At 46.2% G+C, this 26561-nt stretch carries 28 protein-coding genes, 1 tRNA gene and 1 pseudogene; 15 read left to right on the forward strand and 15 right to left on the reverse strand.

The window, feature by feature from the left end; translation table 11 throughout:
* Positions 1–83 precede the first annotated feature (83 nt).
* The 3 genes from O9X78_RS15440 to O9X78_RS15450 all read right to left on the reverse strand — a co-directional run bounded on the left by O9X78_RS15440 (position 84) and on the right by O9X78_RS15450 (position 2996).
* Positions 84–554: a metallophosphoesterase gene (locus O9X78_RS15440; RefSeq protein ID WP_269620628.1), complete on the reverse strand. Its 471-nt coding sequence runs from the start codon at positions 552–554 to the stop codon at positions 84–86.
* Between the two features lie 114 nt (positions 555–668).
* Positions 669–1862, reverse strand: a complete 1194-nt coding sequence (locus O9X78_RS15445) for a Fic family protein (protein ID WP_269620629.1) — start codon at positions 1860–1862, stop codon at positions 669–671.
* Between the two features lie 195 nt (positions 1863–2057).
* Complete coding sequence (locus tag O9X78_RS15450; RefSeq protein WP_269620630.1) at positions 2058–2996, reverse strand: hypothetical protein; 939 nt, start codon at positions 2994–2996, stop codon at positions 2058–2060.
* Positions 2997–3189: 193 nt separating this feature from the next.
* On the opposite strand from O9X78_RS15450, the gene O9X78_RS15455 reads away from it, so the two are divergent.
* The 4 genes from O9X78_RS15455 (at position 3190) to O9X78_RS15470 (ending at position 6161) form a co-directional block, all read left to right on the forward strand.
* Positions 3190–3639, forward strand: a complete 450-nt coding sequence (locus O9X78_RS15455) for a hypothetical protein (RefSeq protein WP_269620631.1) — start codon at positions 3190–3192, stop codon at positions 3637–3639.
* A gap of 618 nt (positions 3640–4257) precedes the next feature.
* Positions 4258–4692 (forward strand): antitoxin Xre/MbcA/ParS toxin-binding domain-containing protein, encoded by a 435-nt coding sequence (locus tag O9X78_RS15460; protein WP_269620632.1) that lies wholly within the window; start codon positions 4258–4260, stop codon positions 4690–4692.
* A gap of 254 nt (positions 4693–4946) precedes the next feature.
* Positions 4947–5438: a hypothetical protein gene (locus tag O9X78_RS15465; RefSeq protein ID WP_269620633.1), complete on the forward strand. Its 492-nt coding sequence runs from the start codon at positions 4947–4949 to the stop codon at positions 5436–5438.
* Between the two features lie 198 nt (positions 5439–5636).
* The gene (locus tag O9X78_RS15470; protein WP_269620634.1) at positions 5637–6161 is read left to right on the forward strand and encodes a helix-turn-helix domain-containing protein; all 525 of its coding nucleotides are present in this window, start codon (positions 5637–5639) and stop codon (positions 6159–6161) included.
* Positions 6162–6701: 540 nt separating this feature from the next.
* On the opposite strand, the gene O9X78_RS15475 is transcribed toward O9X78_RS15470, so the two are convergent.
* Positions 6702–6953, reverse strand: a complete 252-nt coding sequence (locus tag O9X78_RS15475; protein ID WP_269620635.1) for a hypothetical protein — start codon at positions 6951–6953, stop codon at positions 6702–6704.
* An 86-nt stretch (positions 6954–7039) separates the two neighbouring features.
* Between O9X78_RS15475 and O9X78_RS15480 the strand changes: the two genes are divergently transcribed.
* Entirely contained in the window at positions 7040–7270 is a 231-nt protein-coding gene (locus O9X78_RS15480; RefSeq protein WP_269620636.1) for a hypothetical protein, read from the forward strand.
* 355 nt (positions 7271–7625) lie between these two features.
* Here O9X78_RS15480 and O9X78_RS15485 read toward each other — a convergent pair whose 3' ends face one another.
* Positions 7626–7979 (reverse strand): hypothetical protein, encoded by a 354-nt coding sequence (locus O9X78_RS15485; protein WP_269620637.1) that lies wholly within the window; start codon positions 7977–7979, stop codon positions 7626–7628.
* 105 nt (positions 7980–8084) lie between these two features.
* Here O9X78_RS15485 and O9X78_RS20940 point away from each other — a divergent pair, with 105 nt between their 5' ends.
* Together O9X78_RS20940 and O9X78_RS15490 are read left to right on the forward strand one after the other, a co-directional pair.
* The gene (locus O9X78_RS20940) at positions 8085–8270 is read left to right on the forward strand and encodes a carbon storage regulator (protein WP_350339240.1); all 186 of its coding nucleotides are present in this window, start codon (positions 8085–8087) and stop codon (positions 8268–8270) included.
* A gap of 186 nt (positions 8271–8456) precedes the next feature.
* Positions 8457–9269 carry an ImmA/IrrE family metallo-endopeptidase gene (locus O9X78_RS15490; RefSeq protein ID WP_269620638.1) on the forward strand — a complete coding sequence of 271 codons (813 nt, stop codon included), beginning with the start codon at positions 8457–8459 and terminating at the stop codon, positions 9267–9269.
* A gap of 3 nt (positions 9270–9272) precedes the next feature.
* Here the strand turns inward: O9X78_RS15490 and O9X78_RS15495 are convergent, their stop codons facing one another.
* The 3 genes from O9X78_RS15495 to O9X78_RS15505 are packed head-to-tail and all read right to left on the reverse strand — an operon-like array spanning position 9273 to position 11173.
* On the reverse strand, positions 9273–9668 hold the full coding sequence (locus O9X78_RS15495; protein ID WP_269620639.1) for a helix-turn-helix domain-containing protein: 396 nt from the start codon (positions 9666–9668) through the stop codon (positions 9273–9275).
* Complete coding sequence (locus O9X78_RS15500) at positions 9658–10935, reverse strand: site-specific integrase (RefSeq protein WP_269620640.1); 1278 nt, start codon at positions 10933–10935, stop codon at positions 9658–9660. The genes O9X78_RS15495 and O9X78_RS15500 overlap by 11 nt, the downstream gene beginning before the upstream one ends.
* Positions 10928–11173: a hypothetical protein gene (locus O9X78_RS15505; RefSeq protein WP_269620641.1), complete on the reverse strand. Its 246-nt coding sequence runs from the start codon at positions 11171–11173 to the stop codon at positions 10928–10930. Before O9X78_RS15505 ends, O9X78_RS15500 begins: the two co-directional genes overlap by 8 nt.
* A 147-nt stretch (positions 11174–11320) precedes the next feature.
* Between O9X78_RS15505 and O9X78_RS15510 the strand changes: the two genes are divergently transcribed.
* A complete protein-coding gene (locus O9X78_RS15510; protein WP_269620642.1) occupies positions 11321–11536 on the forward strand; it encodes a helix-turn-helix domain-containing protein in 216 nt (71 codons plus the stop codon).
* A gap of 224 nt (positions 11537–11760) precedes the next feature.
* Here O9X78_RS15510 and O9X78_RS15515 read toward each other — a convergent pair whose 3' ends face one another.
* The 3 genes from O9X78_RS15515 to O9X78_RS15525 all read right to left on the reverse strand — a co-directional run bounded on the left by O9X78_RS15515 (position 11761) and on the right by O9X78_RS15525 (position 15618).
* The gene (locus tag O9X78_RS15515) at positions 11761–12198 is read right to left on the reverse strand and encodes a hypothetical protein (RefSeq protein WP_269620643.1); all 438 of its coding nucleotides are present in this window, start codon (positions 12196–12198) and stop codon (positions 11761–11763) included.
* A gap of 117 nt (positions 12199–12315) precedes the next feature.
* Positions 12316–14577, reverse strand: a complete 2262-nt coding sequence (locus O9X78_RS15520; protein WP_269620644.1) for a TonB-dependent receptor — start codon at positions 14575–14577, stop codon at positions 12316–12318.
* A 57-nt stretch (positions 14578–14634) separates the two neighbouring features.
* Positions 14635–15618, reverse strand: a complete 984-nt coding sequence (locus tag O9X78_RS15525) for an alpha/beta hydrolase (protein ID WP_269620645.1) — start codon at positions 15616–15618, stop codon at positions 14635–14637.
* A gap of 310 nt (positions 15619–15928) precedes the next feature.
* Between O9X78_RS15525 and O9X78_RS15530 the strand changes: the two genes are divergently transcribed.
* The 7 genes and pseudogenes from O9X78_RS15530 to O9X78_RS15560 form a co-directional block, all read left to right on the forward strand.
* Positions 15929–16207, forward strand: a complete 279-nt coding sequence (locus O9X78_RS15530) for an alpha/beta hydrolase family protein (protein ID WP_269620646.1) — start codon at positions 15929–15931, stop codon at positions 16205–16207.
* 32 nt (positions 16208–16239) lie between these two features.
* Complete coding sequence (locus tag O9X78_RS15535; RefSeq protein WP_269620647.1) at positions 16240–16869, forward strand: TetR/AcrR family transcriptional regulator; 630 nt, start codon at positions 16240–16242, stop codon at positions 16867–16869.
* A gap of 55 nt (positions 16870–16924) precedes the next feature.
* On the forward strand, positions 16925–17833 hold the full coding sequence (locus O9X78_RS15540; RefSeq protein ID WP_269620648.1) for an alpha/beta hydrolase: 909 nt from the start codon (positions 16925–16927) through the stop codon (positions 17831–17833).
* Positions 17823–19301, forward strand: coding sequence for a mannitol dehydrogenase family protein (locus O9X78_RS15545; protein WP_269620649.1), 1479 nt, complete (start codon positions 17823–17825; stop codon positions 19299–19301). The genes O9X78_RS15540 and O9X78_RS15545 overlap by 11 nt, the downstream gene beginning before the upstream one ends.
* 238 nt (positions 19302–19539) lie before the next feature.
* Positions 19540–21177, forward strand: a complete 1638-nt coding sequence (locus O9X78_RS15550; RefSeq protein WP_269620650.1) for an AMP-binding protein — start codon at positions 19540–19542, stop codon at positions 21175–21177.
* 48 nt (positions 21178–21225) lie between these two features.
* The gene (locus O9X78_RS15555; protein ID WP_269620651.1) at positions 21226–21507 is read left to right on the forward strand and encodes a SemiSWEET family transporter; all 282 of its coding nucleotides are present in this window, start codon (positions 21226–21228) and stop codon (positions 21505–21507) included.
* Between the two features lie 164 nt (positions 21508–21671).
* Positions 21672–21878, forward strand: a pseudogene (locus tag O9X78_RS15560) (transposase); the annotation flags it as partial.
* Between the two features lie 312 nt (positions 21879–22190).
* Here the strand turns inward: O9X78_RS15560 and O9X78_RS15565 are convergent.
* From O9X78_RS15565 to O9X78_RS15580, 4 genes are all read right to left on the reverse strand, one after another.
* Positions 22191–22267 (reverse strand) — tRNA-Arg (locus tag O9X78_RS15565).
* Between the two features lie 148 nt (positions 22268–22415).
* Positions 22416–23438: an SAM-dependent methyltransferase gene (locus O9X78_RS15570; RefSeq protein ID WP_269620652.1), complete on the reverse strand. Its 1023-nt coding sequence runs from the start codon at positions 23436–23438 to the stop codon at positions 22416–22418.
* Between the two features lie 135 nt (positions 23439–23573).
* On the reverse strand, positions 23574–24707 hold the full coding sequence (locus tag O9X78_RS15575; protein WP_269620653.1) for a CaiB/BaiF CoA transferase family protein: 1134 nt from the start codon (positions 24705–24707) through the stop codon (positions 23574–23576).
* A 294-nt stretch (positions 24708–25001) separates the two neighbouring features.
* On the reverse strand, positions 25002–26561 hold the full coding sequence (locus O9X78_RS15580) for a DHA2 family efflux MFS transporter permease subunit (RefSeq protein ID WP_269620654.1): 1560 nt from the start codon (positions 26559–26561) through the stop codon (positions 25002–25004).

Below are 26561 nucleotides of genomic sequence, written 5' to 3' on the forward strand. Positions count from 1 at the left end.
GAGTATGCAACCGAGTGGCTTTGGTTTTACAATCATGAACGCCCCCATAAAGCCAACAATGGGAAGCCACCATTGATGGCTGCTTAACTTCTACTTTGAGCATCAGCTAAAAATGGGAGGATTACCACATTGCCATTTTTGATGATATGAAAGTCATACACGTTCACTTCAGCGTCACGTTTTCCTGTAGTTGGGCTTACGCCCGGCACCGCATCAAACCCTGTCCATAGCGTACATCCAAGGAACAGGACGTCATTAATGATGATGCTTTCATTCTCCAAAACAGACGCGTTGGATACAGCGGCGAGTGTTGATTTGATAGAGGGCAATACATCATGGTAGTTCTGGTAATAATATTCGTGATTACCTAGCACTAAGATCACGTGCGCGTTTGGGTGATCGGTGGCGACACGTATTACATAATCGGGAACATCATCAGCGAGCCAAATGTCACCGGCCAAAATGATGACGTCTGCTTCTTCTGGAAATTCAGGCGCGGCATTGGCGTCGAATTCCAAGTGCAGATCTGATGAGACATGTATTTTCAGTGGCATATATCAACTCAATGTAATTTTCGCGTCACGGGCTTTTCAAGTAAACTCGCCTGCCGATGGTTACCCAGTGATTAAGTGGTGGATCATCTATTTTTAGCTCTAGCAATATTGATGCTAAGAGTTTAACTCTGGAAAGTAATAGCTTTCTGCGTGCTCTGGAATAGCCCATGACAAGGGGGAGCAGCTACTGGTTTCTGATAACAGTCCCTCTGCTTTTAGTTGCTGCACTGTTGCTCTGATAGTGCGCTCTGATCTTCCATGGAACATCTCGTAAATTTCTCGTCGCTCAATAGTACCTGTAACGAAAGCGCGCTCAAGGAGAGCGCTGGCCTCAGGCGGTAGTTTTCCGTACCTAGGTATTCTTCCTTCGTTACGGGCCTGTACATACCTATTAATCCGTTGGATCATGCCATCAAATTGAAGCAATTCAGCGGTGTAATCCACCTGATCCAAAGCGGTGTCTAGCATGTAATCGCAGAATGCGATTAATTCCTTTTCTGACAAGTTGCCGCGGCCATCGTAATCTCCCTGGCGCGGAATGTCGGCTTGATGCAGCCGCAGCTTATACTGAGCGTGAGAGCGAGCTAGGCCGCGACTCATGACCCACAGCCCGACACCGCTAACACCAATTTGTCTAAGGTATTCGTCTGTGAAAAGCCGTGCTACTCGTCCATTTCCATCTAGGAAAGGATGTATCCATACTAGTCGATGATGTGCGGCCATTCCCGCAATGATTGGAGTTAGTCCCGCACGCTTAGAGCCGTAAACGTCTTGGAATCGAGACATGAATGAGTGTAAATCGTTGGCCTCCGGCGGAACGTGACGGCCCACGATAACATCGCGATTTCGAAATGCACCTGGCACTAGGGTAGACCCGTTTTTCGGGGTGTCATTTGTTATCAGCAGCGCGCTGTCAGGCATAGTTTGATAAAGGACGCGATGTAGCTCACACAGGAAGTCGCGAGAGCACAAGGTTTTCAGGTCGACGTTCTGTTCTCTGAGCCAATCCTGCGCCTGCATGTGCGCAAGCGACTCCAGTTGTAGGCCCCTTGCTGTGGCGTCGGCACTTAAATCACCAGTGGCGGCTCGGCGTATTGCCCACGGTTTTGTGTTATTCCCTTCGATCAGGTTGGAAAAATAGGAGTTAACCGCTCGCATGTGTTTTTCTAAGATGAGCTTAACAGGCGCGGCCGCTTTACCGGCAAGCGCACTGGATTTCCGTTCTAGCTCAAGTGCTTTTTCTGGCAACACCGATCGAGCAATGCTTTGCTCTGATGGTAAATAGGGTTCCGCGAAAGATGGGGTCATAGTTTTACCAAGTGCCTGTCGATAGATCACAGCTTAGGATCACCTCGCATAATTTCACTGGCGAATAAGATAACATCTGATTGTCCCAGAAATATAAGCACCACATTGGCGTCGAATTTCACGTGTAAATTCGGTGCCCCTTGTGTTTTCAGCCGCATATACAAACTCAATGTAATTGATAGTCTCACGGGCTTTCTATATATGCTCTGGACCAATACTACCAAACTCTGATCGATTGGCCGCCCATGATACGCCAACCTGAACAACAAGCATGTTTATCATGACACCTCCCTTGGTCGAGGCAACCAAATACAGAGAATGTCCATCTGCTTCAGACATCAACGCGAGGCATAAACGCTCATTGATTTGCTTCCGATACTCTTCATCGTAGATTGTGAAGCTGCGCCTACCTATTAGCGTGTCTACCCTGATTACTTTTGGGTTAACTCCCGATATTCCCTCTATTTTGGCAATAGTTGTGAGCATGGAAAGTGCTTGATGCCGATCTATCATTAGATCTAAGCCTGCATGATCAGCATCATTTATAGCCTCATCAATACACCCTAGCTCCCACTCCTCCCACGGAATGGCGTCTTCATGCTGAGGGGGCTTGGGTGGTGAGGGAATTAAATGTAATGTCGGCGGCATTTTCGAAGCCGCCCTGCTCGCTAGTATTTCATCGTTACTGAGTTGTTTCTCTTGCATAGCCTGAGAGACTAATGCGTTTCTTACAAGTTCACTATGACCATTTACGATCACCTGAAGTGGTGTACAGCCTCGCCAATCTATATTTGTCGCGTTAATCCATTTGAGTGCTTCATCACTGTCAAATCGTGTACGTAAAATTAGATCGCACACAATGAGGCTTTCAGGGCCACCACGATATAACGTATTCCAAGTTGCGATAATTTGAGACTGGGAATGAGTAGGCACGGCCCAAATCATGAATAGCTCGTGCGCCCACTGATAGGCCCGAAGAGTTGTGATATTCCATGAATAATAGTCAGCCTTCTTTTGAAGTTCGAGCGGTAGCGGGATACCAAGTTCTCTTGCAAAACCGCAACTCATGATAGTAACCAGTTGCTCTTCATCGGATTGCTGAGTCGTTGCGGTTTCCCTGTTATTTGTTTTCATGACTCTCCTTTTACATTCGGACCACTTGTTTGTTATACATGAGACACGGATACTTCGGTATGAAAAGCTCTCGTGCCAGGTTATAGCCAAATCAGGTGGGGACTTCCAAGTGAGATACTAGCATTGTGACGGCAGAACTTTCTTTCGTATTCATGAATTCTTATTAGTGTATAAGCACTCTGAGGGCACGGCTATGAATAGTGATTCAACTAAATCCCCACCCCCAGCAGCTGATAGCACTACGCTAACGCTCAGGGCACTTCGTGCAATCAATGCGCTTAAATGGCTTTCTCCTATTGACTCCCTGGTAAGCACCGGTTCCCGTGATTTTGGGCGCAGCATCGAGTTCAATTTGAATCTGGTGACGCAAGGGAGCGTATTGCTATTAAAGCTGCGCAAGCGGGATACGGCCGTGGTAATGAGCGTGAAGCATTACGAGGAAATACTACACTTTAAGGCACTTTACGAAGAGTTAGTTGAGCACGCTAAAGTTTTAAAGATGGAAGATGAAACTGATGAATATGAGGCATTGTATCAGCGCGTTTCGTCAGCAAAATCGCGCAAGGCTGCTGACCACTTGTTTAGCGCCAGCAGCGCAGACCTACACAAAACTTATAAGCAGGGTAAAACGGAATCAACATGATTACTGTTACAGCTGATGTGAACGATGCCGAAAAAAGATCGATAGTCGGCGCCCGTTGATTTACTTCCCCAGTTACCCTGCCAATCGCTTGTAAAATTGACCCACCATCATCCCCTTATGTCTTTGAACGACCTGTCCCTATTGACCCCTGATTCACTCAAACGAATGTGCAAAAACCGGTTACAATTGGTTTGAGTTTCATTTCAATTAAACAGTAAAAAAATCTGCTTTATTCTCAGTGTCGAACATCTTACCCCAATCTATACTTCTTTCTGGTGCAGACTCTTGATCGTCTCTTACAAAGACCTCACGACAGGATGCTGTTTCACTAGGTCGAAAATCCCGTCTCAGTTATCCTACCTTGCGACTGGAACTATTATAGGCTGATCGTAATTTCATACGCTGCAATGAAGTACTTTATGTTCTTTTTTCTCAGTTTGTTCAACCTTGATCTATTCACTAGTTTGAGCAAGACACAATATGTATATCACTTCCATTGTTGATAGCGGCTGTCATATGATTTTAGGAGTTTGATTTACATATTGAGATCGTTATCTATTTGTCAGAGCAGAATCAATTGTTTATGATATTTTGAAAGTGACCAACTTTGGTGCCACTATGACGCCAACCCTTTTAGACCAATTATCTGCTATTCAATCTAATCCAGAAGTTAGCGGCGTTGTGCTACCCGCTATTTTCAAAATAATGGAGCTGTGGTCATTTAGCCTAGATGATCAAATGATTCTTCTTGGCCTCAGTGACGAAGGGTTACTGCAGAACTGGAAAGCAAACCCCGAGAGCGTCGAATTGACGATCGATAATATTGAGAGGATTAGCTACATTCTTGGCATTTTTAAATCATTAGAGATCTTGTTGCCGGATGCTCAGATCGCGGATAACTGGTTGAGTACGCCCAATGACAATTCAATTTTCAGTGGCGTGTCGCCTAAATCCCGTTTACTTTCTGGATCGATCGCTGATTTGGCTGAGGTAAGAGATTTCCTACAGAAAGTCGCTTCTGGACTTGGGCCTGCTGAAATATTTTCAGCGTAACGTTGGGTAATTAAATTTAGAACGATACTGCAAAACTTGTTGGTTACGACCGACTTTCTCGGGGAGAGCGCTCAGGTATCTCAGATGCAAAGCTATTGAAGCTTAAGATTAATTGCTTTAATCGACTAGCGTGGCTCAAACCGTGCGCTTCAAGCCTATTAATATACATATATTTATATAATTCAAGGTGTTGTGCTTAAATAGGTTACAACATTTATACATTTGCATGATTGCTAAATTACACTGAGGTTTATATGGGTGGCCCGAAATCAGATGACCTTCTTCTGATCGATGCTAGAAACGCAGAGCGTTGCAATAAACTGCGGGAAGAAGCATTGATGCGCGGTGCTGGGCTTAAAGACTTTTGGCTAAGTCAGCTAGGTGGGGCCATAACAACATCTTTAATGGCTCATAAGCTGGGCGTAGATGAAGATACATTAGAGGCATATAGATTAAGTGGGAACGTGCTTGGCTTGCAATTTGAAGGTGATTACAGATATCCCATCTGGCAGATCAATGATCAGCGTAAAGTTATAGCGGGGCTCGATAAGATTCTGTTAGTGATGAATGATTCAGTGGCGTTTAAAGCTGATTGGTCAAAATTGATGTTTTTTGTTGAGCGTAACCCCTTGCTTCTGTTGGAGCTTGGTGACGATCTTGCTATCCCTGCGGTAGCTTTACGTGATGGGCATATTGATGCAGTTATAAAGGCGGTATCTGTTTATATGACTCATGGATGTTATTAGTTGTATTCTATGTTAATCCCGTCGAATTGGGGGTAATTGAATCACCCTTAAAGTGTCCACTGTGGTCATCTAATGTCGTAAATTAGTGCAAGGTATTATATGGGGTGATTTGCATACTATATTGATCAGCGAGCCGAGCGCTTGTTGACGACTCATAGTGCAAATTTACCGTTTGCATATCAAGTGGTTATAGATCAGATGAAATGGAACGAGAATGCCAAGGTTATCATAGAAAATCGTGGGCTGACTTATGCGGACCTAGTGTCAATAATTGGCGTTAAAACAAGCAACGACGTAGCACAAATTCTTTCCGGGCGACGCAACCCTACGCCTCAGCAGCTAAAGAATTTAGCAGATTTTCTGGGCGTAAAAATCGACGACTTCTTTACGTTTTCGGCAGCTGAGCCTACGCCACTGCCGGAGGAGCTAGTGCGGGCCATACGCGAACAGCCTGTAAAGCCCTTGGGACATCGGTACGACTGGTCTAACCCCGGTGGTTTACGTCCTGAAGTTATGATTTATAAAGTTCTACGAGCCGAACGGTTCGAGGATATACTCGAGGTATGTTATCAATATGGAATTGATAAGGTATATGAGGTATTTCACTCAATGACGCACTTCCCATCCAGTAGATCAAGCATCGAGAGAACGCTTGGCAATATTCAATATGGGATAGAAATGGCGAAAGCAGAAGCTAAAGCAGATAGCGAAAGTAATTTGTAGTCCTACTGCGATACTAAGTTAGACTGGATTCATATGCTAGACGAAGCTCTATAGGAATTGAATGGGTACAGGGAGAGCGTGTCACTGTCAGATCAATTGTGAGCTACTACAGTTAAGCACATCATTTTTTGTGAAAGTTGTTACGAACAGCCCGAGTCATCCGCGTTATCCGTTGTGCCGAATACCGCATCCCAATCCACATTGCGGTCTGGGTCAGGCAGTTGATTCAGCAGCTGTCTGGATGAGTTGATATAAGTCTTTGCTTACCGAGGCAACAAGTTGAATGTCTTCATTTGGCGTTTTCATATCTTCTCCCGGTCGCTACTTTATTGACAAATAATGTCGGGTGCAGGGTATTTTTCATAATATTTGAAGGATGACATATGTGGGGTAATGGGTAATCGACAAATCAACTATAAATTATTTGAAAAGTCGTATTATTGATAGCTCGTCGGATACCGAGGAATTCTACTGTTAAATTATCCTGAGAGTGATAGATTTGCGAGCCGCTTCGACCGAGTTATCGAGATTTGGCTTCATTTAGAACGACTTCCATACCGTTTTATTATTGCGCAGGAAGTGCTGCGCTACGCGAGTTATGACTACAACGGCAATGGTCAACAAACTCAAGTAACAGGCAGCAACAACAATACCGCCAGCTACACTTATGATGGGCCTTGCGTGCCAGCTTGCCAGATAGAGCGTTTGAAGAGTTCTGGTACACCACTGAAGTTTTTTTCGAGTTGAGTTAGTCTGAGTAATACATAGAAGTACGGTTTTTGCATTGCGCATTCCCAGAAACCTGGTTAGCGGCAAGTGCAACCGCCGACGGGAACGGTATACTCATTATTGTGCCTTCCTGAATGAGATGATCCACTATGACTGAACCGACCGACAAAAAACCGCTAGAAAAGCTTCGTGGCAGCGTACTGGAGTACGATGACCCTTTGCAACCAGCCGCAGAAGTCGGTGACTGGGACGCATTTTTTGACGCAGCTACTCAGGATCAAATCGGGGAAGACTTTGTCCGAGGAGATCAAAGCCCAGACCAAGACAGAGTTGTGAGTTGGGATGAGGTGTTTGATAGCGAAGATGGGGCCGATGAGTAGGAATTCCCCTGACAATTGTTGGCAATTGCACTATGGAACACACAAAAAAGACTGTTCTAGAGATTAATGCACTTGTCGCGGTGACCTGCGATATCTGTCAGCGCTACTTGAAAGACAAGTTGGGCAGCTATCTAAGATTTGAAGCGTACCCGAACCCAGCATAAGCTCAAGGCATACTAAAAGCTAATTTTCTAACGACTATTATTTCTTAGATGATTCACCGCCAGTGCTATAGCTAAGGCGTCGTCTTGTGCATTGTGAGCTTGGAGTTCACCGGATTCAAAAAAGTGGACGACGGTGTCTGCCAACGCTGATTCTTGATGAGGGCTTATAAGCGAGCGAACGTCTCTAATTTCTATATTTTGTAAGCCAAGCGCTTTAGCCCAAAGGCGCTCCCAGTCTGGCTGGCGTTGTAGATGATCTTATTGTTCCCAATCACGTCCTGCACTTGCCGACAAACTTCGTCTGCAGGCTGCCCATTTTGCTGCAAATAAGACAAAGAAAGACCGTGGATTTTTTCAGAGTGTTCAGACCAATCTGTCCACTCGGCCTTCGGGGCAATTTCCCAGTAGTAACTTCGTCCTCCGAGCACCAAACCAACGCTAATGGGGTAGCTCCAAAAGGCATTGAGGCTGGATGCTTCAAAGTCCAGGATTGGAGGCACGTTAGGGTATAATTTTGCGTCTACTTTCATTTTGTGATTATACATGACTACCAGGCCCTAGCATCGCTAGTGTTCGCTCTTAGGTGGTTTAACGTTGAATGCAAATCAACACCGCACTCTAAAATGGAGTTTAAATACGTCTGCTTGTGAATGCTTAGTTTAACACGCAGGGAAGGTCAGTCTTTACATGTTGGTGACGATGTCGTAATTACGATCGAGAGAGTTGAAGGTAAGAAGGTTAAGGTTTCTATAGAAGCTCCATGTTCAGTAAAAATATTGCGATCCGAGTTGGTTGATGTCACCGTTGTCGACGAAATAAGTAGCTATAAAAACTAATTTTTTACCTCGTAGCAAAGCCTCCCCTTTGCATTTAGCAGGCAATAGGGGGCGCTGTGTTAATGAGTTAAGTGGGCAGTAATGTCACAAAAGCCGTCATACGTTTGAATTCTGCGCTAGACTGGTATCGACCCTAAGCGGACTTTGCAAAAGTTCTTTCCAATATTCAAAACAGGTAATTTATAGATGATTGAAGAGCAGAAAGGAATCGCTGAAGCAGAGCAAATTTTAGAAGAGCTTGAATTTGATTTGTTACCAATAATCCCGTCAGAAGTAGTGAGCGCGATCAGTTCTGACGATTTTAATGTTGTGCTAGAAGTGCATGAGTTTTCATCAGAGAAAATTTTGGGTAAGGCTCAAGGTAACGATAGTGCAGCATTAATATATATTAACAAAAACATTCCTGATCAACGGCGATTTAATTTCACTGCAGCTCATGAAATCGGTCATGTCTGTATGCATATAATGCCTCAAAAGAAAATGCTTTTTGAGTGCGGGAGCAAAGAATTATCAAACCCGTTTGATGATCCTATTGAGAGGCAAGCTAATGGATTCGCTTCAGGGTTACTCATGCCCAAAAAGCTAATCAGCGCTATTACAAACGGAGAAATTAATTGGGAAAATATCCATGCTATATCTTCTAAGTGTGAAAGTTCATTGGAAGCAACTTTTAGGCGTATGCTGCTGCTAAACAATGAACCATTTGCATTGGTAATCCATCAGAATGGAGCTTTTAGGCGTTTTGTTCCTTCACAGAATTTTGATTTTTTTATCAATAATTCTCCATTATCTGCTGATCAACGTGATCTGCTAGTTAATGTTACAGAGCTTCCTTACCCTGCTGATTTTGATGAAGTTGATGCGATTGACTGGGTTAATCCTTATAGCAACGGTGTAGCGATAGAGCGCTTATATGTAAGCTCCATTTTATTGGATAAGGGGTTTTCGTATTCTTTGGTCACTTATGATGATGATTGTCTGATTGATGAAGACGAGTAAGAATTATTTTTTTCTATTGGGCGTAATTTCCTTTAGGCGCTCGGCCATATCCCTCAGTCTATCCTGATCTGCTTTTGATAAATCATCGAGAATATCCCATCTGCGATAAAATTCCCTACTACGTTGATCAACTTCCGAAGCCTCGGTAGGTATTTCGCCAGTAATCTCATGCAGCTGTACGTTCAATGCTGAAGCCAATTTACGAAGAACCACAATTGTAGGCACTCGGCCTTCACCTTGCTCTATCTTACTTAATGCTGCACCGCTGATCCCTGCTTCTTGAGCCAATCTGGATTGATTCCAGCCCATCCCAGCTCTCAAAGCTTTGATATTATTGCTAATTTTCTTTGCTTGTTCACTTAAAGGGATTAATTTTTTATCGGTCTGGTTATTGGTCATGGTTCTTGCTCTCCTTTGCTATTCCATCGTTTGCATTACTATCATCACGATTATGGGCAAGCTGAGTTGGCGCGGAAGGAAATGAGGACAAAATTAGACGATTAAATGCCGAGCCATCGTTACGCGTTAAATTCGGCACATAGCGGGAGTACACCCTAAACAGCATTTCAGTACTGGTATGGCCCATCTGCCGGGCGATCCACTCAGGGCTCTCCCCTGCGGCTAACCAAAGCGTGGCTGCCGTATGGCGAGTTTGGTATGGACGGCGAGCATCCAGTGCAAGATAACGCAGTAGCGGATACCACACTCGGTCTGTAAAGTTCTTGTTGTCTAATGGGCGCCCAAGACTGTTACAGAACACATATTCACTAACATGGCCCGTTGCCTCAAACTGAGATTTGAGAGCAGTAAAGACTGAGTCCGACATTTGAATTTCACGCTGAGAACCGTCGTTTTTAGTGTATTCAGTACGGCCCTTAGTAAAGGTCTCTCGAACCAATATTTGGCGGCGTTCAAAGTCGATAAACTTCCATTTAAGGCCGTGTAACTCCCCTGACCGAACGCCAGTAAAAAAACGGACGATCATGTAGTTGCGATAATCTTTTCTAACGCGATCAATGATCATCGTTACTTCGTTCAAGTCGAAGGGCTTTATGTCGTTTTTAGGGACCTTGAGCCGCTGAATAGAAAGCGACGGATTGGGGAATTCATAGCGATCTGACGCTTCTTTGATAATCGCCTGCGCCGTACCCATAATTTCATTAAGGGTCTTGGGGCTTAAGAAATCGCGATCACCTGGTCCCGGCAATTTGGCAAGGTCACCCCGAAAGGCTAAAAGCTCGGCCTTAGAAATAGCATTTAATCGCTTACTCGCAAATCGCGGTAGCACATGCTTATTGAGCTGCCCTACTTGCGAGTCATACGTCGCTTTGCGCCAACGCACCTTATTCTCAGCTAGCCACGTCTCGGCAAATTCACCAAATGTCGGTGTATCGACCTTCGAGACTTCGGTTGTGGCCACCGCTCTATCGAGGGGACTTTCAACATCCTGACTCAACTTATGGCCACGGCGAGATTGGGGGAAATACTCTAGGTAGTTAAATTGACCTAGGGTTATGGCTGCTTCAATCTTCTTGAGCGCTTTCTCCATCTGACTGCGATTAGCAGGCGTATCAGGAAGCATAGTCTGCTCGCGGCAACGTTTGCCCATGTAACGAAACTCAAAGAATAAGCGTCCGCTGTCACCTCGAGTTCTGACACTACCCACGGTAAGTGCCTCCTGCAGCCATGGGAATTGAAAAATCAGACTTAGCGGCGGGAGTTACCTTCTGCATGTCTTCGAGAATTTTCTCCCAAATATACAAAATCTTACGGCCACCAAAAGGCCGAAAATAATGCACGCCTTCGAGTAGAACAGAATCCTTCAGTTGGTTACGAATAGTTCGCGCGTCATACTTAATACGCGTCGAAAGCTCTTCTGTAGTGAGTAGCGTTGGGTTATTCATCTTTGCAATCTCCTATAACTGGGATACACTCAAGGATGTCATAACCGCATTCAGCAGTGCATTTTGTCATCCTAAATAACATTCTAGCATGCAAAATTATATCTGCAAGCATTTTTTGCCATTCTAGATAACATTTTTGGATTTTACATGATCAAGTGTCACTTAAGCAGACTAATGGGCGAGAGAAAGCTCAAGATTGCTGACCTAGCCAGAGATACTGGCTTAAACAGAAATACCGTTTCCCTTCTTTATAAGGAAACAGCTACGCGTGTCGAGCTCGACACCATCGAGAAGCTATGCGTCTATTTTGATTGCAGGGTTGAAGATTTATTCGAGTATGAGAGAGACCAGAGCTCTAAATAATTACAGTTGAGTGGAGTGAGGCAAATTAGTAATTTATGCTCGGGCTGTTTGGGGGATTTTGTTTGAAGGCTCCTTATGGTTAAAAAGCGGACGCTCAGAAATCCCGAGCTAGACAGAAGTCTGTAGGTTTTTATACAACATCAACGCCGCCTGCAGGCGACCATTTGTAGTGGCGCCGAAGGCGCAACAAAACATGGGGCGCGCTGTCTTCCCTTGTTATGCATTTAACCTAGCCTACCAAGCTCACCCTTGACTTTTAACTTGCGAAACTCTTCTGTTACTAGCTTTAGACATTCAGAGAGCTCATCTTCCAGATAAAAGAAATCCTCTGCTTTATTTTGCAAAGTTTCCATATTAGGGTTGCTGCCGACGGTAACTAATAGTGCTTCGTGGGCAATGTAGTTTCGCTCAGTTCTAAGTTTATTGAGGCGCTTTTTTAGATCCTCATTTCCATTGAGCTTGCCAAACACATTAAGCAGGCGCTCAAGTGGATAATTCTCGACGTCGCTGATAGAGAAATCGAAATGAATATGCTCTCCAACTAACATGTGAATATAATCATATGATGTGCCTATATATAGCTTCAGCGACAGCTCCAGTAGCTGAAAGCTTGTCAGCAAACCAACCGTTCGATCGTTGTAGAAATGCTGTTCCTGCTTCATTTAGTGCCTTTATGCAATAAGACATACATAACTGCCAACGTCATCCAAAATAATGTTCTGCTGATCAATGATTTTCTAGATTCAGTGCTCAGGTTCAACATATTGGCTAACACTCCGTCAGAAACTGAGCGATAATCGCGCCGTAACGGTGCGCGGTCTAATATAGACGTGATCAGAGGCAAACTGCGGATTATTGATACCGCTAATAATCCCTCTTTCATCAGTAAGGTTTGATACCACGATCGAAATTTCGGGGCGCCCGACAATATTTTCATTACTAAATGCAATCTGGCCATCAATCGTTTCGTAGCCAAACACTTCATCCAAGTATGCGAGCGTATTTGGAGCTTTACTTATTGTAACGTACGTCACCGATGCCTTTCCCAACCAACCAGAAAATAAGTCATGCTGATAGGCTATAGTGGTTGCACTCTGCTTTTTGGCTGCAAGAGGCCACTGGCTTCCTGCAGCGATTTCATTACCAGATGAATCCTTAAATGGCTCGGTGGTTTTATTTTCAACATATGAGCCGGCGAAGGTGATAGATAAACCCGTCAGCGGAGTGAGGTAAGTTGACGCCACTTCAACGCCGCGAACCTGAGAGCCACCAACATTATCAAAAAAGGAACCAAGACCGCTGCTATCTGACTGCTGTAGCTGCGGATCATTCCAATCTATCTGAAAAGGAGTCACGTCAAACGTCAGGGTATTATCAAACCATTCTGTTCTTAAGCCCATCTCGTAGGCCCACAGGGTATCTGATTTGTATAAATCAGGTGACTCACTGGTAAAGGTTCCTATAAGAACCTGTGGCCCACCAAATCTGAATCCTTTTGTGGCAGAAGCATACAGACTAATATTATCGTTAAAAGTGTATTTCACTACGACCTTTGGGTTTATTCCATCCTCATCAAGCTTTCCTTCTCTCACCCTCGTCGTCCGTCCATCTGTGGCCAGCTGAGTAGCGACGAGCAGACCTGTAAAAGTCGTTTTCGCCTCCGAGGTATTCTTAAAGGCACGCAAACCCAAAGTAATCTCAAGACTTTCCCAAAAGCTTTTGGTAATTTCTCCGAAAAAAGCCGTTTCAGTGAATTCAACTGGATCAGCATAGCCCCTTGCGACGTTGACCTTCCCATTTTGATTTACAATGCCTGGATACAAAAGATTTAATAATGCTGTCGTTTCAGGCGTAATTCCTAGCGAGATCGAATCGCTCGCCAAGATAATTGTATCATCCACCAGGTCTAGCTCTCGATAGAAACCACCAAACAACCAGGTCCATGAAGAATCCGAATTGGATGCAAATCTCAATTCCTGAGAAATACTTTCAGATCTATTATTATTAATGGTAGATACGCTTGGTGGCGGATTCGGGATATTGCCAATTCGGGATGTATCTATAAACGCGTTAAATTTTTTCTCTGTCTTCGATGTTTGCGAGACGACATCAAACGAATCAAATGAATATTGAACACCAATTGTCCCCAATGAGTAACGCGGATTCTGCGGACTTGCCTGTGGAGTATTAGAGCGGCTTAGTCGTCCTTCTGTATTATCTGTAATAGCAGAATCTCGAATTTCTGTGTCTTGCTCAATATACATTCCAGATATTCTTAATTTTTCTGTTGGCTGCCACAAAGCCATAGCTCGCGCGCCAACCTGCTCAGTCTCATTAACATCTTTCAAATTGCGACCGATATCATCGACCCACCCTGCAGACTCTCGCTCGAATCCCAACAATCTTACAGCAATAGTATCACCTAACGGTATATTGACCACTGCCCCCCTAGAGCTGCCACTCCCGCCAAACTTGACGCTTTCATATTGATAGTAAGCTTTCGCTTCCCATTCATTTAAAACAGGCTCCTGCGGAATATAACGTACAGCTCCGTTTAGAGCAGAACCGCCAAACAAGGTACCCTGAGGACCTTTTAAAATCTCAACGCGCGCCAAATCAAATGGGTTTGGATCAAGTGTAACTCTTGGCACCACAGGATCTTCAAAAGAGACGTCGCCAATAAAAACACCCGTTGTATTACTTGTATTGAGATCTGCACCGATCCCACGAATAGTAATTCGACTAGAATTAACATTATCGTTATAGAATGTGACGCCCGGTACAACCTTAAGGAAATCCTCTTGGCCCTGCGCCCCAGATGATTCAAGAGAAGCACCGGTAATTGCATTAATACTCGCAGCAATATCTCTGAGATTCATATCACGTTTTGTGGCCGTGACGATAACCTCTTCTATTTGTCGCTTTTTCTGTTTTAAACTTTCGTCCTGTTCATCGTCAGCGATAGCATTTTGAGATCCAAACATAAACGGCTGACACAAACATATTGCCAGTAATGCTAAATTCACTTTATTTTTATTCATTTCATTACCTCTAATACTTCTTCATACATCAAAACAATCAAACCCCACTTAACTACTCTAAATATCAACATTTCTGCTAAGCCACCGAAGCGCGTCAGCAAACAATGCGCCCCCGTGTTTCAGAGTATGACCGCCTGTACCGTACTCAAATTTATACTCATAACCAGCAAACCGGAGAGCTGCAGCCATGTCTTTATTAGCTATCGGCCAAGACCCGAATGTAATATCAGCATCAGCTTCGCCGCTCTGTAGATATACCCTAATCGGCTTTCGCTCTACTGTTCTCACAAGATAAGGATAGTTATGCCCTCCGCGCAGATTCACGAAAGAGCCACAGTGAGACATCACCGCTCCAAAAATATCTGGCCGACGCCAAGCAACTGTAAATGCGGCAATACCACCACTACTCATTCCACAAATGATATTTCGTGCAGGATCACGTTCCAACGTAACATCTGCAATATCTGCAGCCATTGGCATCAACTCATCAACAACAAACCGAGTTGTCGCATTGTCGAGACTGTCATACTCTAAACTTCGCTGATCGGCCGCCTCTCGCTTAGCATCATCGAATTCAAGGGTAGTCAAATCTGCCGCACGCCAAGGTTCAGGCAATCCCGGGTTAACGAAAATACCGAGGGTCGGAGGCAATTGACCAGATGCGATTAAGCTATCCAAAACCTGAGTCGCCCGCACTGCTCCGCCCTCTTCTATGTACTGCAATCCATCAAAGCAGACGAGCAACGACACACACTGGCCCGCTTTCAATCCAGGCGGTATGTAAATAGCGATATCTCGCGTGGTTTCAGGAAATATATGGGAATCGCGCCAATCGCGAAGCCACTTCACTTGACCTTTTGGAACATGTTCACCTGGAAATGCCTCAACGCAGGGCTTATACCTCTCGTCACCAGGGACTTGAGTCGCGAACTGAATTTCACTGGTAGAACGGTTATTAACCGTTGCCAGCAGAAAGGAGACATTCTGATCTTCTCCAAACTGCCTATGGAGCCCAAGCTCCTCGTATAGATCTCGATTCATAAATACTGACGAGCCCGTCTTAAAAGCGACGTACCCGCACTTACTCCAATTATTATATACACTACGTATATTATTAAATATACATTATGTATTAATATTGTCAAACAATTATATTAACCTCGATATAGTTGCTTATTAAATTAGCGTATGAACAATAAATAAATATACACAACGTATATTGTAAAGTAGGATTATTCAAGACGCTCTCTAGATCTATGACCGAAAGCGAGGCCAATTAAGTACAAGGAAAAAGCCGACTGGCGCTCTTACAAACACATTGGCGCCCTCTTTAACTAGCGGATAAGGATCAATGGGAATATTTAAAGTAAGCGTTTTAATTGCAAATATACTAACAAGTCCACAAGTAACAAATATCGACACCGAATATGACGGGACATCAATAACGTTATATCGCTGGTCAGAACCCAACAAGGTCGAAGTTAGGGCTTATCACGTGATTGGCGGAAAGCACACTATTCCGATGCCCCGCACAGAAGGGAAGTGCGATGATGTAATTAGCACCAGCCACGATATGAATACAATAGAAGAAGCTTGGTCATTTTTTCAAAGCCAAACAAGCACTCTATAATCTAAGCTCTAATTTAAAATGTAGATGAAAATATGTCTCTAGCTAAGAAATCTGAACTAAAACCTCTGCTAAACAGAGAACAAAAGAATCAGCGTCGCAAGCAGGAGTTAATTGACGCTGCTTGGACACTGTTTTGTGAGAAGGGTTATGAGGCGGTCACCATCGAAAATGTCGCCAGTATTGCCGGGTGCTCACGCATGCCCGTCTACTCGGTATTTGGTGACAAACAGAATTTATTTCTGGAGCTATGGCGACGAGATACCGTTGCAGTCAGTCACATGCTTCTGGATGCGTTACGGCCCGGCGTATTGCTGCGCGACAACCTCGAAACCCTGGCCAGCATTGTTGCAGAACAGCTCCAGAGTGATAAAGCGCCATACGGCGAGCAACTGTGGTTTGTCGTCCAGACAATTGCCTTAGGCAGACAGGACATCGCTGAGAAATTGCAGCAGGGCGCCAATCGCGTCGTTGCAGATGTCACTTTGATGGTGCGTGACTCAACACTGGCTAAGGGCGAGACCCTTCGTTCAAAGCCCGAGCAAATTGCCGCCCAGATTGTCGCCCAGATCAACGGGTTGACCACCGTACAGTTTCAGACCAATAGAAAGTATGCGACTAAAGACGAGCTACTGAACGTTTTCATTGCAATCGCGTTCACGTGAGCAGGTTGCGCTGAAAGATCAAATAAGAACGAGCTATCGAAGAGCAATTCCCATTATGGAAAAACTGAAACTGGCACTGATGAGAACAATGATCAAAGCCGCAGTAGCCTGGAAATGGCGTGGAAAAAAGGCCACCGATTTTGTCGCTACTGACCAGAAAATTGTCGTGGAAAACGGCAATATCACTATTCGGGTCTATCAACCCAATTCAGCTAATCCCCTACCAGTGATACTGTTTTTCCACGGTGGCGGCTGGGCAGGCTTTGATATCAACACCCATGATGCCCTGTGCAGAGATTTGTGCGTTGCAGCAAATCATATCGTGATGTCCGTCGATTACCGACTCGCGCCGGAATACCCCTTTCCCTTTGGCATCAATGATTGCCTGACATCACTCGACTGGCTAGCAGACAACATCAGTAACCTCGGCGGTGACATCAATCGAATTGCCGTGTGTGGTGATAGCGCTGGCGGCAATCTCGCAGCTATCGTTGCTCAACAGGCAAGGAAATCCCATCCGGGCTTAATCGCCGCGCAGATTTTGATTTATCCCGTCACAGACCATCCCAGCCAAGACTGGCCTTCATACAACTCCAAAGGCGGTAAAGGCGCGGAACTGACCCATGAAACTGTGAATCAACTCTGGCACTGGTATACCAGAGACAGCGCCTTGTGGAGCGAGGGCCAAACCGCACACGAGTTAGCGACGCCATTTCGGGTCGACGATCTCAACGGACTGCCCTCCGCGTTTGTATTACTGGCGGAGAATGACCTTCTACATGACGAGGGAAAGGCCTACGCGGAGCGAATGGTCTCGGCAGGCGTAGAGGTTAGCAGCAAACTCTACCCCAACCAACAACACGGATTTGTCGGTACTCAGCCTAGTTCCGCTCACAGCGAAGCGGTCAATGATATCGCGAATTGGCTGACTGCTTATTGGAAACGCCGCGATCATGCTGCTTAATCAACGTAATCTCGAGGCTCTGCTTCGTGAAAGTGGGATAACTGACTACCCCAACTATCCACGTCACTGCAATAAGCGCATTTGTCATATCGGTGTGGGTGGCTTCCATCGAGCCCACCAGGCCCGCTATCTGCATTCACTTTTGTGCGGGGGAGATGCCGAAGGCTGGGGCATATACGGCATTGCATTGATGCCAAGCGACAGGCCGCTTCTTCAGACCATGCAAGCACAGGATAATCTGTACTCATTATGGGAGCTGGAAGGTGAACAACGAGAAGTCCGGATCATCGGCTCCATCATGGCCTACATCGATGCTATCGATGATAGAGAACCGGCAATTCAAGCCCTGTGCCACCCGGAAACCCGCATTGTTTCCCTAACGATAACCGAAAAAGGTTATTGCCTTGATGCCTCTGGCAAACTGGACTTAAGCCATCCGGCAATCGCAGCCGATATTGCGCAAGCAGAGATCCCGCTGTCTGCAATCGGGTTAATTGTTTACGCCTTGCGACTCAGACAACGGCGGGGACTACCTGGATTCACTATCATGTCTTGCGATAATCTGATCGCTAACGGCGAGCAGGCCCGCAAGGCGGTAACCGGCCTGGCAAGGGCAATCGACTCAGATTTAGCGACTTGGATAGAAAGCCAAGTTAGCTTTCCGCTTTCCATGGTCGACAGAATTACACCACGACCCAACCCGGCTATCGCGGCCCAACTGGCAAATAGTTTGAACTTCGAAGATAAGTGCCTGTTGACCTGCGAAAGTTGGACACAATGGGTTTTGGAGGACGACTTCTGCAATGGACGCCCCTCGTTTGAGCTGGCTGGCGTCACGCTTACCGACAATGTCCACCTGTACGAAAAATTGAAAGTCGGCCTGTTAAATGGCGGCCATTCAGCCTTATCTCACATTGGGCTACTGCTTTCCTACCGACGGGTTGACCACGCGGCATCAGATCCACTGCTCCAGCGCTGGCTATCAGGCTATATGCAGGAAATTGCAGAGACCCTCGCACCCCTACCCGACATTCACATCGGCAAATATCGGCAAATTCTGATTAAACGCTTTGCCAATCCAAGCATTGAAGACAGCTTATTCCGGCTGGCAGAAGACACATCATCAAAGTTTGAGCAAACTTTATTACCGCCGTTACAAGCACGATTGGCAGAGAGCAAGCCTGCGGCCTACCTAGCCGCCACCGTGGCATTGTGGATCTATTTTCTCAAATGGGTTGCTGAAGACGAAGACCTTCGTCAAAACTACATAGACGCTCGGGCCACAGAACTAATCAAGATCGCAAAGGACACCATCAGAACAAAAAAATCGTCCCTATTTGTCGCAACTTCGCTCCAGCTCGAAGGCCCTAATCTCTCCAGTTTTTCCAGCCAGGTTGACAGCGTTTTACTAGCGCTCGAAGAGCACTCGAACAACCTTCAGTCCTGGCTGACTGCTTTCACTACATAGGGGTTACCCGTTGAAATCTGGCACTGCTGCTTTTGACGCCGGCATATATAGACTTTTTTGCACTTTTTCATCGCCTGCTGGCCTACCGAAAGAAATAAAAGCGGCTATTGATCCCGCAGGATATCGCAAGTGGAAAATTAGGGGACTGCTCAGCACGGAAAGGCCTAACTACAAATGCTACGAGAGAACTGAAGTAGAAATCTTAACCGAAAAGCTTACTAACAATAAGGACGAGGCAATGACCCCTACAAAATACGACGAGCCGTTTCTCGCGCCCAGAAGCGCAAACTATATTCCTCTTACCCCTACCTCACTAATACGGCGAGCGGCGCAGGTTTACCCGGACTATGTCGCGATCGAATATGGCACTTTATCTCGCTCATGGAAAGACACGTACGTGCGTTGCGCAAAAATTGCAAATGCACTGAAGGCACTAGAAGTGGATAGAAATTCAACCGTATCTGCACTCCTTCCAAATACCCCTCATGCAGTGGAACTTGCTTACGCCGTGCCAATGTCTGGCGGCGTGCTGAATATGATCAATACCCGACTCAAGCCAGAAGAGATCGCCTTCATACTCGATCATGGCGAAGCAGAGGTATTCTTCGTCGATTCAGGGTTGGCGGAATTGGCAAAAAGCGCGCTTTCATTAGCCAAAGTAAAACCGACGATAATTTACTGTGATGATACTACTGCGCCCGGAGTGGATATTGATAACGCTATCGATTACGAAGACTTTTTAAGGGACGCTGCGCCACTGTCCGCCGACAATATGATGCCAGCCAACGAATGGGATTCCATCGCCCTCAATTACACCTCGGGAACAACAGGCAACCCCAAGGGCGTGGTCTACCACCACCGAGGAGCCTACTTAAACGCACTGGGCAACGGCCTGGAATGGTCGCTGCCACTGCACTTTCGCTACCTGTGGACGCTCCCCTTATTTCACTGCAATGGCTGGTGCTTTCCTTGGACGATAGCCGCCTATGCAGGCACCCATGTCTGCTTAAGAGCCCCAGAAGCGACAGCAATTCTCGACGCTCTCACATCAGCCGATATCACCCATATGTGCGGCGCGCCGATCATACTGAATATGGCCACCACCGAAGCAGAGAAGCAAAGCATAACGCTGAAGAGTCCGGTTAAATGTATGGTCGCCGGCGCTGCTCCACCTGCTGCAGTACTAGCGCGCGCGTCAAAAATTGGATTCGATATCACTCATGTTTACGGCCTCACCGAGGTGTACGGCCCGACGGCCATTTGCGCCTGGAAGAAAGAATGGAATCAGAAAGATGATTCCGAACGCGCCACATTAAAATCAAGACAAGGCGTCAACTATGCCGTACAGGAAGAACTCAGCGTACGCGACCCTGACACGATGGAACAGATAGTACCCAACGCAGAAATAATGGGAGAAGTTATGTTCCGCGGGAATATCGTAATGAAGGGATATCTCAAAAATCCCGACGCCACCGAAAACGCCTTCAAGGGCGGACATTTTAGGTCCGGCGATCTAGCAGTCATGCATCAAGACAGATACGTCGAGATAAGAGACCGCTCGAAAGATATCATTATTTCCGGCGGCGAAAACGTATCATCTATTGAAGTAGAAGGCGTACTTTATCAGCATGATGCGGTTAGCCTGGCGGCAGTCGTCGCTGCCCCTCACGAAAAATGGGGCGAGACCCCAGTAGCGTTTATCGAACTCAAAGAAGGCATGACTGCAACAGGAGAAGAGATCATCGAATTCACACGGCAACATTTAGCCCACTTTAAGTGCCCTCGGCAGGTGATATTCACCGAGCTTCCAAAAACCTCCACCGGTAAAATTCAGAAGTTCGTTATTCGCGATCAGGCAAAGGACCTATTTAACTAGCATGATAAATTTCACTGAAAATGTCGCAATAGTTCGGTGCGACTGGTGATGAACACAAAAATACTACTCGATATAAACAGCAACGTAGTACGTACAATAGGCTGGCTGGCATCGTTCGCAGCCATCATGATGTACATTTCCTATATTGACCAGATTCACCTGAATCTCAATGGGCAAAAGGGTTCATCGCTACAAGCTCTTGCGACAGTGCTAAATTGCTCCCTATGGATAGCCTACGGAATGGTCAAGACACAGCGGGATTGGCCTATTATCGCCGCGAATCTCCCAGGGATTTTTCTCGGTTTTATGGCGTTTTCAACGTCTCTTTAGAGATCCTACCTTTGGAGCCTAGGCAAGCCCGATTGCCTAGAGAAACTATCTAGGTCTTAACGGGAAGTGGGCACTTTTCAATTGATCGAGCTATAAACATCGGCTGACCGTGCTGGTCCACTGCGGGTGGGACGGGATTATAAACAGGGTTTAATGAGTGCCCGCTACGAGCGCTAGCTAACACATTGCGCTCATGGTTGAAGCCCATTGTGGCCATGTGGCGATTTAGTAAAAGTAACGGAATAACTGAGGGCTTCCACAACAAAATGGAAATGATGACACGACGAGCGTATGGTTTTAGAAACTTTGAAAATTACAGGATGAGAGTGCTTGCCCACTGCGGGTGGGACGGTGTGATTAACAGGGTTTGATGAGTGCCATCCCCCGTTAATGGGGTAGAGCCGTGCTATCCCCCCGTTAATGGGGTAGGGCCAAGACAAGCTCAATATGTTGACCACTTAGCTTTTGTGGCACAACCATAATTGGCACAAACCAAGAGGTCAACGACCACTTAGCACCAGCGCCTACGAACATCCGAATCATGGAGCTAAGAGGTCAAATTTGGGCGTTTTGAAAATTGAATGGGCACAGTTTGGGCACGATTTGGGCACAGCCAAATTTCAGGCATAAAAAAACCCAGACCAGAGGTCTAGGTTTTTTTATATAAGTCAAAGACTTATGTTTGGTGCGCCCGGCACGATTCGAACGTGCGACCGCCTGGTTCGTAGCCAGGTACTCTATCCAGCTGAGCTACGGGCGCTTCAGGCTGCGTACTATATGGAAGCAGGCTTGCTCTGTCAACGACTTCTATCAATATATTACGATTTTTAGGCTTCAGCTCAAAATTTCGCCAACATATTGATATGCAAGCCAATTAGTAGCAATTACATCCACCAATTAATACGTTTTTAGTCTGCCAATTGACCTGGAGTTAGCAGGTAATGGCCAACAAACCATTCTTGTCCGCCACGATAGGCAAACAATTCTGAGCAGGCCAGCATGAACATTCGCCAGCGTTGATACTGAACTTTAGGATTTGGCGCGTCTTTTAAAATCTCAAGTGCCTGAGCCTTGTTGTCATCTAACTTTTCTAGCCATGCCTCTAAGGTTTTAGAGTAGTGCTCACCATTGACGCGCCAACTATCCACCATCCGCATGTGTTCTGAGAAATGCATCAAGGTGTCGAATGCAGGCATTTGGCCACCACTAAAGAAGTTGTCGGTCATCCAACCGCCGTCGAAGGGATAATGCAAATAGGCATGACAGAATATATGCACAAACATGAGACCGTTTGGCTCTAGCCACTGCGATACGTTCGCAAGCAGATCGCGATAGTTGCGAACGTGCTCCAACATCTCAACAGTGACAACTCGGTCAAAGCGCGTATCTAGACTTAGATCCCCTACATTGCAGGTAATGACCTTTATATTGTTTAAGCCACGCTTTCTCGCCTGCTCTTCTATAAAGAGACGTTGACCAGACGAGTTAGATACAGCGGTAAAGTGAGACGCGGGATAGCGCGCAGCAGCCCAAAGCGTAAAGCTACCCCAGCCACAGCCTAAATCTAGGACTTTTTGCCCATCGCTTAGCTGAGCGCGTTCCGCGTACATTTCTAACATCGCTTGTTCTGCATCTGCAAGGCTATCGCAATGCTCATCCCACCAGCAGCTACTGTACTTCAGACAAGGCCCGAGCATGAGTTCGAACAAGGCCGCAGGCACTTCATAATGCTGCTCGTTCGCGTCTGTGGTATTGATGGCAATTTCAGAATTGCGCAACTCATCGCGAAACTGGCGACGGCGTGCCTCATTACTATTCAAATCGTCACTGGCCTCCTGCACTAAGCGATCGGCAAGCTCTCTGCGAATGCCGCGTCGAAGTAGTACATCTGGCACCAAGCCGCGCTCGGCAAGTACGATTGGATCTATCATGATTAACCCCGTCATTGAACAATTCTTTCTATAAGCGTCAATACGAATCGATCAAGAATACGGATCTTAGTCGGCCTATATTTAGGCAAAAAAAAGAGCCGATAATCGGCCCTTCTAATTGCACAATAAAATGTACTAGGTGAGTACGCCGGCATCGCGTAACGCAGCGATAGTCGCGCTGTCGTAACCTGCCAACTCCGCCAGCACATCATCCGTATTGCTGCCCGGCCTCGGGGCACCCGCCTTAACTGACGGTATCGTACGGCTAAACTTGGGCGCGGGGCCTGGCTGAATCTCTCCGTTTACCTCTATGAACGAGTTACGGGCGATATTGTGCGGATGTTTTGGCGCCTCAGTCATCGACAGTATCGGCGCAAAGCAAACATCGGTTCCTTCAAGCAGATCACACCACTGATCACGGGTTTTGGTTTTAAATATAGCCGCTAGTTTGTCTTTTAATTCCGGCCAACGAGCAACGTCCATTTGAGCATCAAAGCTTTCATCCAGCTCTAATTTTTCTTTCAAAATATGGTAGAACTGCGGCTCGATTGGACCAATAGAAACATGTTTAGCATCACTCGTTTCGTAGGTCTCATAGAAGTGCGCCCCAGTGTCCAAGAGGTTAACGCCACGTTGATCGATCCATTGCTTCTGATTAAAGAAGCAATAGACCATGTGCATTAATGCTGCGGAGCCTTCCACCATTGAGGTATCGACTATCTGGCCTTTACCGCTCCGAGTAGCTTCTAATATTGCAGATACAACACCGAAGGCCAGAAACATACCGCCACCGCCAAAATCACCTACCAAATTAAGTGGCGGCACTGGCTTGTCGCCGTCACGCCCCATAGCGTGGAGTGCGCCCGAAAGGGAAATATAGTTAATATCATGGCCTGCGGCCTGTGCCATCGGACCAGTTTGACCCCAACCCGTCATTCGACCGTAAACCAACTTAGGATTGCGAGCCGCGCAATCATCAGGACCAATTCCCAGGCGTTCCGCAACACCCGGACGAAACCCTTCAATTAAGGCGTCGGCAGATTCACAGAGTTTTAGTACAGCCTCTACACCGCGCGGGTCTTTTAAATTGATGGCGATAGATTTTTTTCCGCGCTCACTAATTGTATTCGCTACCCGTGCGTCAGCCGCGGCCGACTTACGCGTGATGGAGATAACCTCCGCCCCCATATCGGCAAACATCATTCCCGCAAAGGGAGCCGGTCCAAGCCCCTCAATTTCTATAATTCGTATTCCTGCCAGTGGTCCCATAGTCTTTCCCCGATGTATTAGTTACTCAGCACCCAGCAGATTATTGTTCGATAGTATTCACCAACAAATAGGAACTCTGCATAGGGTGCAATATTTCGCAGGGCGGTATTTTGCACACTCTGCTCGCCTAAGGAAACCTCCGAGTGCGCCACGTTTTATCATTTATGCCCAGAAAACGTACATCAAGCTCAGCAATCTAGAGGCAAACCGCGAAATCAGATCAGGAATGCCCCAACAAACTACGAAAAACGCAGAGCACTAACCATCACCGAAGTAAGAGAATCGGCTGAGCGCCTACTCTATGACCACCACATCACTCGCTTTTTCGTTCTCAGACATTTTTGGAGGACGCAGTAGTAATAAAAAGGGGATAGCGCACACCACTCCAATCGCCATGTAGTGAAAATCGCCAAGCATACCAATCACCGCGGACTGACGTTGCAGCTCGGACTCGACTCCAAGTAAGGCCCCCGCGGCATTTAAGCCATTCGACGAATTAACATATTCAATAAGCGCGGGATTGAACGGCGTGATATTTTCGGCCAGAACGGCATGGGCCATTTTTGTACCGTAATCTTGATAAGCAAACGCTAACGCAATGCCCACACTACTACCAATATTACGTAATAAACTGTAGAGCGAAGTGCCATCACCGCGATATTCAGGAGCCAATGTTGAGAATGTCACCGCTGACAATGGAACAAAGATAAAACCCAAGCCCATTCCTTGAACCATGCCGCTAAGCACAACCTCCTGTACACCCACATCAGCATTGAAATTCGACATCCAATGCAATGAATACGCTAATAAAATCATGCCACACAAGATAGGCAGTCGTGCGTCGACGCGGTGTAAAATTCGCCCCGATAACTGCATCGCAATCATCGTACCGATACCACGGGGTGCCATTACCAACCCTGCCGTTATTACAGGATAGCCCTGCAGTCTTTGAAGAAATGGCGGTAACAATGCAAACGTCGAAAACAAGACAATACCCAGCATGGCGATTAGCACTAAACCGCCAACTAAATTGCGGTCTTTAAATAGCTTGGGTGAGATAAAAGGTCGATCTGTCGTGAGGGTATGAGAAATAAATAAGTAAAAAGACGCTATCGCCAAACCGCATTCAATAATTATTTCTGTGGACTTAAACCAATCCAAACTTTGACCACGATCCAACATTAGCTGCAGCGACGCGATGGCAACACTTAAAAACAAAAAGCCGGTGAAATCCATAGGTTCAGAACGACGTGGCCGAGCATCTGGCAAGGCGGTTTTCAAGGCAAAAAACGTGGCAACGCCGATAGGTAAATTTATATAAAAAACCCAGCGCCAACTATAATATTCCGTAAGCCACCCGCCCAGTGCCGGACCAATAATTGGACCAATCATTACACCCACACCCCAGGCAGCCATCGCCGAGCCCCGCTTCTCAGGAGGGTAAGTATCAAGCAATGTTGTCTGAGACAATGGCACCAGCGCTGCGCCGAAAACACCTTGCAATAATCGGTATAAAACAATTTCTGTCAGACTGCTGGCTAAGCCGCAAAGCATTGAAGCAATGGTAAAGCCCGCTACCGCGATTAGGAAAATTCGCTTAACCCCATATCGATTAGCGAGATAGCCAGTTGGCGTAGTCGCAATAGCAGAAGCGACAATGTAAGACGTTAAAACCCAAGCAACTTGCTCTTGAGACGCCGACAGACTGCCCTGCATATGAGGAAGAGCGACATTCGCTATGGTGGTATCCAATGCCTGCATCATCGTTGCAGTCAATGTACCAAAGGTCACTAAGCCGGTTGCACCGAGGGCAACGGCAGGAACGCTAGCCTTAGCTGCGCTCGACGCGCTCAT

It is taken from the genome of Zhongshania aquatica (assembly GCF_027257955.1).
In the GTDB taxonomy this organism is placed as follows: domain Bacteria; phylum Pseudomonadota; class Gammaproteobacteria; order Pseudomonadales; family Spongiibacteraceae; genus Spongiibacter; species Spongiibacter aquatica.

Coding starts and splice junctions, on each gene's coding strand:
- O9X78_RS15440 (WP_269620628.1), bottom strand. CDS start 554: ATGCCACTGAAAATACATGTCTCATCAGATCTGCACTTGGAATTCGAC.
- O9X78_RS15445 (WP_269620629.1), bottom strand. CDS start 1,862: ATGACCCCATCTTTCGCGGAACCCTATTTACCATCAGAGCAAAGCATT.
- O9X78_RS15450 (WP_269620630.1), bottom strand. CDS start 2,996: ATGAAAACAAATAACAGGGAAACCGCAACGACTCAGCAATCCGATGAA.
- O9X78_RS15455 (WP_269620631.1), top strand. CDS start 3,190: ATGAATAGTGATTCAACTAAATCCCCACCCCCAGCAGCTGATAGCACT.
- O9X78_RS15460 (WP_269620632.1), top strand. CDS start 4,258: ATGACGCCAACCCTTTTAGACCAATTATCTGCTATTCAATCTAATCCA.
- O9X78_RS15465 (WP_269620633.1), top strand. CDS start 4,947: ATGGGTGGCCCGAAATCAGATGACCTTCTTCTGATCGATGCTAGAAAC.
- O9X78_RS15470 (WP_269620634.1), top strand. CDS start 5,637: ATGAAATGGAACGAGAATGCCAAGGTTATCATAGAAAATCGTGGGCTG.
- O9X78_RS15475 (WP_269620635.1), bottom strand. CDS start 6,953: ATGCGCAATGCAAAAACCGTACTTCTATGTATTACTCAGACTAACTCA.
- O9X78_RS15480 (WP_269620636.1), top strand. CDS start 7,040: ATGACTGAACCGACCGACAAAAAACCGCTAGAAAAGCTTCGTGGCAGC.
- O9X78_RS15485 (WP_269620637.1), bottom strand. CDS start 7,979: ATGTATAATCACAAAATGAAAGTAGACGCAAAATTATACCCTAACGTG.
- O9X78_RS20940 (WP_350339240.1), top strand. CDS start 8,085: ATGCTTAGTTTAACACGCAGGGAAGGTCAGTCTTTACATGTTGGTGAC.
- O9X78_RS15490 (WP_269620638.1), top strand. CDS start 8,457: ATGATTGAAGAGCAGAAAGGAATCGCTGAAGCAGAGCAAATTTTAGAA.
- O9X78_RS15495 (WP_269620639.1), bottom strand. CDS start 9,668: ATGACCAATAACCAGACCGATAAAAAATTAATCCCTTTAAGTGAACAA.
- O9X78_RS15505 (WP_269620641.1), bottom strand. CDS start 11,173: ATGAATAACCCAACGCTACTCACTACAGAAGAGCTTTCGACGCGTATT.
- O9X78_RS15510 (WP_269620642.1), top strand. CDS start 11,321: ATGATCAAGTGTCACTTAAGCAGACTAATGGGCGAGAGAAAGCTCAAG.
- O9X78_RS15515 (WP_269620643.1), bottom strand. CDS start 12,198: ATGAAGCAGGAACAGCATTTCTACAACGATCGAACGGTTGGTTTGCTG.
- O9X78_RS15520 (WP_269620644.1), bottom strand. CDS start 14,577: ATGAATAAAAATAAAGTGAATTTAGCATTACTGGCAATATGTTTGTGT.
- O9X78_RS15525 (WP_269620645.1), bottom strand. CDS start 15,618: ATGAATCGAGATCTATACGAGGAGCTTGGGCTCCATAGGCAGTTTGGA.
- O9X78_RS15530 (WP_269620646.1), top strand. CDS start 15,929: ATGGGAATATTTAAAGTAAGCGTTTTAATTGCAAATATACTAACAAGT.
- O9X78_RS15535 (WP_269620647.1), top strand. CDS start 16,240: ATGTCTCTAGCTAAGAAATCTGAACTAAAACCTCTGCTAAACAGAGAA.
- O9X78_RS15540 (WP_269620648.1), top strand. CDS start 16,925: ATGGAAAAACTGAAACTGGCACTGATGAGAACAATGATCAAAGCCGCA.
- O9X78_RS15545 (WP_269620649.1), top strand. CDS start 17,823: ATGCTGCTTAATCAACGTAATCTCGAGGCTCTGCTTCGTGAAAGTGGG.
- O9X78_RS15550 (WP_269620650.1), top strand. CDS start 19,540: ATGACCCCTACAAAATACGACGAGCCGTTTCTCGCGCCCAGAAGCGCA.
- O9X78_RS15555 (WP_269620651.1), top strand. CDS start 21,226: ATGAACACAAAAATACTACTCGATATAAACAGCAACGTAGTACGTACA.
- O9X78_RS15570 (WP_269620652.1), bottom strand. CDS start 23,438: ATGATAGATCCAATCGTACTTGCCGAGCGCGGCTTGGTGCCAGATGTA.
- O9X78_RS15575 (WP_269620653.1), bottom strand. CDS start 24,707: ATGGGACCACTGGCAGGAATACGAATTATAGAAATTGAGGGGCTTGGA.
- O9X78_RS15580 (WP_269620654.1), bottom strand. CDS start 26,561: ATGAGCGCGTCGAGCGCAGCTAAGGCTAGCGTTCCTGCCGTTGCCCTC.